This window comes from Synechococcus sp. R5-13 (genome assembly GCF_047462015.1).
In the GTDB taxonomy this organism is placed as follows: domain Bacteria; phylum Cyanobacteriota; class Cyanobacteriia; order Thermostichales; family Thermostichaceae; genus Thermostichus.
The window spans coordinates 1-6384 of record NZ_JANSIL010000134.1 but is presented as its reverse complement, the minus strand read 5'-3'; the positions used below and the strand labels follow the sequence as shown (position 1 = coordinate 6384).

Genomic DNA, 6384 nt, shown 5'->3' with positions numbered 1-6384 from the left:
GCGAGAGAGTGCGGGCTTCAAGGACTCCGTCCCGCTGACGCGAACAGTGACTCCGGTTAGCGCTCCGCGCTGCTAGCGCGAAAAGGACGGGATGCCCCACCACCCTGTACTTGATGTTTATAGCGGCAGTGTATAAAACCCCGCTACTTTTTATGTTTATGGCACCAGTCAAGGACAAAACATCATGTCCCCGCCTTTCATCCCGACTCTCACCCTGGATAGTGGCTAGCCACTAGTCACTAGCCCCTAATAGAGGGCGGGGCTTCCCAGCGGTGTAGCTAACGGGGTGCAGGGGCAATCAGTCCCGCGCCCTGTCCACAGGACGAGCGCTGGGAGGATGTTATAGTAGCTACAGAGGGGTCGGCTAGCTGCGCAAGGTAACCGGAAATTGTGTTGTCAACTGCGCCCTCACCTGGTTTTGCAGAGCTTCTACCTCCGCATCCGTGAGGGTGCGATCGGGAGCACGGTACACCAGGCGGAAGGCAAGGCTGCGCTGCCCTGCAGGTACGCCTTGACCACGGTACTCGTCGAAAAGCTGCACCGATTGGAGAAGTGCTCCGCCCGCTTGACGGATAACCTTCTCGATCTCGCCAACGGAGAGGTCGAGCGGCGCAAAGAAGGCGATATCCCGATCGGCAGCAGGAAAGGGCGAAAAGGGGACAAATTGCACAATGCCCCGTCTCTCCAGGCTTTCCAGCAAGGGATCCAACTGCAGCTCAAACCCATAGACCTGATCTGGCAGCCCCTTTTCCTGACAGAGGCGGGGGTGCAGTTGCCCGAACAAACCGATGCGGGATCCCTCAATCCACAAACTGGCCTGGCGACCGGGGTGCAGCAGCGGCGATTGCTCTTCAGGGGGATCCAGACGAAACTCCGGGCCAAATCCCAGCCGCTCCAGAGCGGAGACCAGCAGCCCCTTGGCCTCGAACCAGTCCATGGGTCGGTTGCGGTGCTGCCAATCGTGGGGATTGGGATCCCCGCCCAAGATACCGCCGATATGCTCAGCTTCCCGGTAAGGGTGGGGGTTGGGGGGAAGGGCATGGGCAAAAACACGACCGATTTCAAAGGCTTGGAGCGGGCCGTTGCCTTGATCCCAGTTGAAGCGGAAGGCCTCCACCAGGCCGGGAAGTAGCGCATTGCGCACGGCTGAATATTCAGGCGAAAGTGGATTGGCAATCCTCACCAAAGATCCATCCTCCTCCGCCGGGCAGAGGGAGATGTGATATACCTCCGTCAGGCCAATGCCCCGCAGCACTTCTCGGATCTGGCGGGTGAATGTTTCCCGCGCCGAAAGGGATCCCACCTGCGGCTCGGTGGGTAGGGTTTCTGAGAAGCGGTCATAGCCGTAGAGACGGGCAAACTCCTCGATGAGGTCGATCTCCCGCTCAATGTCCCGCAGGCGATAGGGGGGAACGACGACCTGCCAAACGCAGCTGGCCACGGTTGCCGTCTCGGTAGCGGGGGAGAGGGCACTCTGGGAATTGGCCCCTTCGCAACGGGAGATCTGAAAGCCCAAGGCAGATAGGATCTCCTCCACATCCGCCGCCTGCACCTCGTCCCCCAACACATCGATCAGCCGCGACAGCCGCAATTTCAGGGTGCGTTCCAGGGGGGGCCGCTGGTCAAAGGTGGTGAGGCCGGCCACTGCTCCCCCTGCCAGTTCCAGGATCAACTGCACCGCCCGATCCCGGGCCTGATCGAGGGTGGCAAAGTTAACCCCTCGCTCATAGCGGGTGGAAGCCTCGGTGCGCAGACCTTGAGACCGGGCCGAGCGCCGCGTCACCGCTGGATCGAATAGGGCTGCTTCCAAGAAAATGCGAGTGGTGGTCGAGCTGACTTCGGTTTCTTCCCCTCCCATGACCCCGGCCAGAGCTACCGGTTGGCTGCCGGCCACAATGAGATGACTGTCGGCTTGCAAGGTGCGGGTTTGGCCGTCCAAGGTCTTTAAGGTTTCTCCCGGCTGGGCCAAGCGCACCTCGATGGTGGGTTTTTTCTTGCCCATGACCTGGAGCAGGCGCTCCCAGTCAAAGGCGTGCAAGGGCTGGCCCCATTCCAGCAGGATCAGATTGGTAATATCCACTACATTGTTGATGGATCGCATGCCGGCAGCGGCCAGTCGGTGTTTTAGCCAGTCGGGGGAAGGGCCGACTTTCACCCCTTCGATCAACACGCCACTGTAGGCGGGGCAGGCTTTGGCGTCGGCAATGCGCAACTGAAAGTTGGGGATGGGCTTGGCCTGAAGAGGCTTGACGGGGGGCAGGCGCAGCGGGTTGCGGGTGAGGGCAGCCACTTCGCGGGCGATCCCCACCATGCTCAGGGCATCGGCCCGGTTGGCGGTGGAAGTGAGATCCAGCACCACATCGTCCAAGCCCAAAAGAGGACGCACATCAGAGCCAAGCGGATGGGCCTCCAGATCCAAGTCGGGCGGGAATTCGTGGATCCCTTCGGAAGATTTCTCCAGCCCCAGCTCGGCCAGAGAGCAGATCATGCCCTCCGAGATCACCCCCCGCTTGTCGGCTTTGGCAATGGTGAGGGAGAGGGCGGGCAAATGGGTGCCGGGTGTAGCCACTGCTACCAGGATCCCGGCGCGGGCGTTGGCGGCTCCACAGACAATGGTGGCAGGCCGATCGGATCCCAAGTCCACCTGGCAAACCTGCAGCTTGTCGGCGTTGGGGTGAGGCTCGGCAGCCAGGATCCTGCCCAAAACCACCCCATCTGCCCAGGTGCGGCGGTCTTCGATCTCTTCCACTTCAAACCCCGCCAGGGTGAGGGCCTCTCCCAGTTCTTCGGGTGAAAGTTGGAAATCCACCAGTTCTCGCAGCCACTTCAAGGAGATGCGCATCGCTGAGCCATCGGTGCAAACGCCGCACCCATTATCGCTCACCTGGCCCTCTTCTCCAGCCGGGATCCCGGCCCAAGATCGTGGGATGGCATAGACCCGGTTCTGGCCGGAACCGGTGGGACAGGGTGGGATGCTAAAACAGTGAAGGCGAGGGCTGAGGTCAGATCCAGCGCCTAGCAAGGTGAGGAAGGATGAAGAAAGACTGGGCAAAACGGTTGCGCAACGGGTTGATTGCCGCAGTAGCTGTGCTCTTGGCAGCAGGACTGTTTTTGGCTAACCAAGGGCGTCAGGCGGGCAGCAACTTAGAGGCTCTAGCCCAAGAGGCCATACCTTGGGAGCAAGCTCAGGCCAATGGCAAACCTTCTTTGGTGGAGTTTTATGCCGATTGGTGCAGCACCTGTCGTGCCATGGCACCCCTCCTGGCCAATCTCAAAAAGGAATTTGCCGATCAAGTCAACTTCGTCATGTTGAATGTGGACAATCCGAAGTGGCTGCCGGAGCTGAGCCGCTACCGGGTGAACGGCATCCCTCATTTTCTGTTTTTGGATCGGCAGGGAGAAGCGCTGGGATCGGCGATTGGCGAACAGCCGCCGTCGATTTTGCGGGCCAATGTGTTGGCTCTGGCAACTGGACAGCCCCTGCAGTTGACCAATGCCGGGCCGGTGTCTGAGCTGGAGCGGGGCAGGCGCGCCCTCCCCAGTCAGCCGGATCCCCGCAGTCATGGTTAGGAGTTTGGTCCAGGGTTTTGTTGTCTTGGACACAGGCGGAAAGGTCTGGCCTCGGTTTGATATTGGATAACTTCTATCCATTCTCGTAGCTCACAAGAACAGGCCATGGCTGTCGAGACAACACCGATTTTGCCGGATCCGCAACGGTTGATCCCGAGCGAGCGCCTCAGACAACTGAATGTCCGCTCCAATTCAGCCGGGCTCCGGCAGCTTTTGGGACATTTGGCGGTGATGGCGGTGAGTGGCAGCCTGTGGGTGACCCAGAAAGGTGTCAATGGCTGGATTGCCCTGCCGGCGCTGGTGGTTTACGGGGCCAGTTTGGCGACGATGTTTGCTGCTTTGCACGAATGTGTACACCGCACCGCTTTTGCCAGCCCAAAACTGAATGACGGGGTAGCCTGGGTGGCGGGCTTGCTCTCATTTTACAACAGCACTTTTTATCGCCGATACCACAAATGGCACCACCGCTATACCCAGATTCCGGGCAAGGATCCGGAGCTGGAGGATCCCAAACCCCAGAGCTGGCCGGAGTATTTGCTCGAGCTGAGCGGCTTGACTTGGTGGATCGGCAAGGTGAAGACCTACATCCGCATAGCCAGCGGCCAGTTGCAAGGCTATCCCTACATTCCTGAATCGGCCCGCCAAGAGGTCATTCGTTCGGTGCGGTTGCAGCTAGGGATCTACGGCCTTGGGAGCTTGCTCTCCCTTCTGCTGGGGGATCCCTGGATAGTGTGGCTGTGGCTGTTGCCTTTGGCGGTAGGGCAGCCGATCTTGCGCTTCATTTTGCTGGCAGAGCACACAGGCTGTAGCCAAACCGAGGATCCCTTCTCCAATACCCGTACCACCCTTACCCTTTGGCCAATCCGCTTTTTGATGTGGAATATGCCTTACCATGCTGAGCATCACCTTTACCCCTCCATTCCATTTCATGCTTTGGCCGATGCCCATCAATACCTCAAGCCCCATCTGGCTCATCTAGGGCAGGGGTATGTGCGGGTTCATCGTCAGGTGATTGAACAATTTCAGGCATGACTCACTACACCTGGAGCCTGAACGATTTTCAGCTACAGTGCGGGATCCAACTGCCCCAAATCACGCTCGCCTACGCCACCTACGGGACTCTTTCCCCCCGAAAAGACAACCTGATCCTCTACCCCACCTCCTATGGGGCTCAGCATCCCGACCTGGAGTGGCTGATTCGTCCCGACGGCATCCTCAACCCGCAGCGGTGGTTTATCCTCATTCCCAATATGCTGGGCAATGGCCTTTCCACTTCCCCCAGCAACGATCCAGCCTGTGGCTTGCGGGAAGATGGCTTCTGGTTTAGCCACTGGGACAATGTGCGCCTGCAGGAGAGCCTGATTCGCCAACACTTTGGGATCGAACGCATCCGCCTGATCTACGGCTGGTCGATGGGGGCTCAGCAAGCCTATCACTGGGGATCCCTGTTTCCTGAGCGGGTGGAACGGATCGTAGCCCTCTGTGGCACCGCCAAGACCACAGTTCACAATCGGGTTTTTCTGGAGAGTTTGCGCTCAGCCCTAACTGCCGATCCCGCCTGGAACGGTCGTCGATTTACGGGTGTCCCAGAGCGGGGTCTGCGAGCTTTTGCCCACATCTACGCCAGTTGGGCTGTTTCCCAACCTTTTTTCAACCAAAAATGCTATGAATCCTTGGGGTATGCCTCTCTCGAAGATTATCTAGAGCGAGGCTGGGAGGCCAATTACCGCCGCCGGGATCCGCAGAATTTGCTATCGATGATCGAAACTTGGATCCGCTGCGATATCAGCGACAACCCCATTCACCGGGGAGATTATCGGGCTGCTTTGAGGGCAATTCAGGCCCAAACATTGGTGATGCCCGCCCAGACGGATTTGTATTTCACCCCAGAAGATTGTCGGGCTGAGGCAGAATGGATCCCGAACGCGGTTTACAAGATCATCCCCTCCATTTGGGGGCACCGGGCCGGTAATCCTCATCAAAACCCCGAGGATGAAGCTTTTATTCGCACAGCCGTGCAGGAGTTCCTGGAGAGCTGAGGGCACCTACACAGATCCTACACAGATTGCAGGCGCAGGTGTTGCACCAGAGCCTGTAGCCCCAACAGGTAGCTTTGCGCCCCAAAACCACTGATTTGCCCAATCGCTACGGCGGCGATGTAAGAGTGCTGGCGGAAGGGCTCGCGGCGATGGATGTTGCTTAGGTGGACTTCCACAGTGGGCAATCCTACGGCTGCAATGGCATCTCGGAGAGCAATGCTGGTGTGGGTGTAGGCCCCAGGGTTGATCAGAATGCCGACATGCTGCTGGCGGGCACGGTGAATGGCATCGATGAGCACCCCCTCATGGTTGGACTGGAGAATCTCCAGCTTCGCCCCTAGCATTTCTGCCTGCCGATGCAGAGCCTGATCGATCTGCTCTAGGGATACTGAGCCGTAGATGCCCACCTCTCGCACCCCCAGCAGGTTGAGGTTGGGGCCATGCAGTACCAAGAGGCTGAGAGGCTCGCCGCCGGGGGCAATGGCAGTCGGATTAACGACGACGATGGGATCCATCTTCTACCGGAATGGGAGCAGGTTGAGGCTGGGGGTTCCCCAGCAGGGTGTCGATCACACGTTCCACCCATTCCCGGATCTTTTCCAGCACCTTTTCTACCCAATCCATCCGATCTGCCTCGCGAGGTTTTACGAAGGGAGTTTATTCGACAGACTTCTATGATAGCGCTTCTTTTCGAGGGGTGTAGAGGTAAACTACCCGGCTCCGACCGCTAAGCGGTACGGAGCGGGCTTTCAGTAGCCCTGGGCCTGCTCTGCTC

The 6384-nt window shown here is 58.9% G+C and carries 6 protein-coding genes; 3 read left to right on the top strand and 3 right to left on the bottom strand.

What is annotated here, in order from left to right; genetic code table 11:
• Positions 1-364 precede the first annotated feature (364 nt).
• Positions 365-2842, bottom strand: a complete 2478-nt coding sequence (gene pheT / locus NW840_RS10330) for a phenylalanine--tRNA ligase subunit beta (RefSeq protein WP_414344092.1) — start codon at positions 2840-2842, stop codon at positions 365-367.
• Positions 2843-3033: 191 nt separating this feature from the next.
• Between pheT and NW840_RS10325 the strand changes: the two genes are divergently transcribed.
• The 3 genes from NW840_RS10325 (at position 3034) to NW840_RS10315 (ending at position 5609) form a co-directional block, all read left to right on the top strand.
• Entirely contained in the window at positions 3034-3570 is a 537-nt protein-coding gene (locus NW840_RS10325) for a thioredoxin domain-containing protein (protein ID WP_414344090.1), read from the top strand.
• 105 nt (positions 3571-3675) lie between these two features.
• On the top strand, positions 3676-4602 hold the full coding sequence (locus NW840_RS10320; protein WP_011434450.1) for a fatty acid desaturase family protein: 927 nt from the start codon (positions 3676-3678) through the stop codon (positions 4600-4602).
• A complete protein-coding gene (locus tag NW840_RS10315) occupies positions 4599-5609 on the top strand; it encodes an alpha/beta fold hydrolase (protein ID WP_011434449.1) in 1011 nt (336 codons plus the stop codon). Before NW840_RS10320 ends, NW840_RS10315 begins: the two co-directional genes overlap by 4 nt.
• Positions 5610-5626: 17 nt before the next feature.
• On the opposite strand, the gene aroQ is transcribed toward NW840_RS10315, so the two are convergent.
• Both aroQ and NW840_RS10305 read right to left on the bottom strand, forming a co-directional pair.
• Complete coding sequence (gene aroQ, locus NW840_RS10310) at positions 5627-6124, bottom strand: type II 3-dehydroquinate dehydratase (RefSeq protein WP_414344089.1); 498 nt, start codon at positions 6122-6124, stop codon at positions 5627-5629.
• Complete coding sequence (locus NW840_RS10305) at positions 6102-6233, bottom strand: hypothetical protein (protein WP_011434447.1); 132 nt, start codon at positions 6231-6233, stop codon at positions 6102-6104. Before NW840_RS10305 ends, aroQ begins: the two co-directional genes overlap by 23 nt.
• Positions 6234-6384 lie beyond the last annotated feature (151 nt).

Bases quoted from the DNA above. Each gene is read 5' to 3' on its own strand.
- NW840_RS10315 (WP_011434449.1), top strand. From the start codon at position 4,599: ATGACTCACTACACCTGGAGCCTGAACGATTTTCAGCTACAGTGCGGG.
- NW840_RS10320 (WP_011434450.1), top strand. From the start codon at position 3,676: ATGGCTGTCGAGACAACACCGATTTTGCCGGATCCGCAACGGTTGATC.
- pheT (WP_414344092.1), bottom strand. From the start codon at position 2,842: ATGCGCATCTCCTTGAAGTGGCTGCGAGAACTGGTGGATTTCCAACTT.
- NW840_RS10305 (WP_011434447.1), bottom strand. From the start codon at position 6,233: ATGGATTGGGTAGAAAAGGTGCTGGAAAAGATCCGGGAATGGGTGGAA.
- aroQ (WP_414344089.1), bottom strand. From the start codon at position 6,124: ATGGATCCCATCGTCGTCGTTAATCCGACTGCCATTGCCCCCGGCGGC.
- NW840_RS10325 (WP_414344090.1), top strand. From the start codon at position 3,034: ATGAAGAAAGACTGGGCAAAACGGTTGCGCAACGGGTTGATTGCCGCA.